This window comes from Nocardioides sp. CPCC 206348 (assembly GCF_048654705.1).
Classification (GTDB): Bacteria; Actinomycetota; Actinomycetes; order Propionibacteriales; family Nocardioidaceae; genus Nocardioides.
On sequence record NZ_JBMCZA010000176.1, the window covers coordinates 13,376 to 13,953 of the forward strand.

General features: G+C 71.3%; 1 protein-coding gene. It reads right to left on the reverse strand.

Annotation, left to right across the window (positions count from 1 at the left end; translation table 11 throughout):
* Positions 1–41: 41 nt before the first annotated feature.
* The coding region (locus ACOADB_RS14000; RefSeq protein ID WP_378599640.1) for a TetR/AcrR family transcriptional regulator at positions 42–578 on the reverse strand (537 nt) is incomplete at its 5' end.

Here is a 578-nt window from a genome sequence, read left to right on the forward strand (position 1 = left end):
AACTGACTTCCTCTGACCACTCTGGCTGCCTCTCGCTGCCTCTAGGGAGGGCCCGCGGCCAGGGTGTGCGCGAGGAGTGCCTGTGCCGTCCAGCGCAGCTGCCGGGCTGCCTCGGGTCGCGAGAGCCCGGCGACGTCGGTCAACCAGACGAGGGCCTCGATCCCGGTCGCGCTGCGGATCCCCACGGCCAGTCGCCGGATCTCCGCCTTCCCGAGCTGCGGCTCCAGCGGAGCGAGGGCATCGGTGAACCACCCGATCGCCCGGCCCTGGCGCAGGGGGAGCTCGCGCTTGTCGGAGGCCTCCAGCGAGAGCCGAAGCATCGTCCGCTGCTGCCCCTCGGTCTCGAGCACCATCGTGACGAACCGCTCGACCGCCTGGTCGAGCCTCGCAGCCGGGTCATCGCCGGCGTCGTCCGACAGCAACGACGTGGTCGTGATCTCCGGGTGCGCCGCGATCAGGAGCGCGGTCTGGCTGGGGAAGTAGCGGTAGGCCGTGGTCCGTGACACCGATGCCCGTTCGGCTGCCTGCTCCACCGTGGGAGACGGAGTGCCCTCCTCGATCAAGGCCCGCGTCGCGGC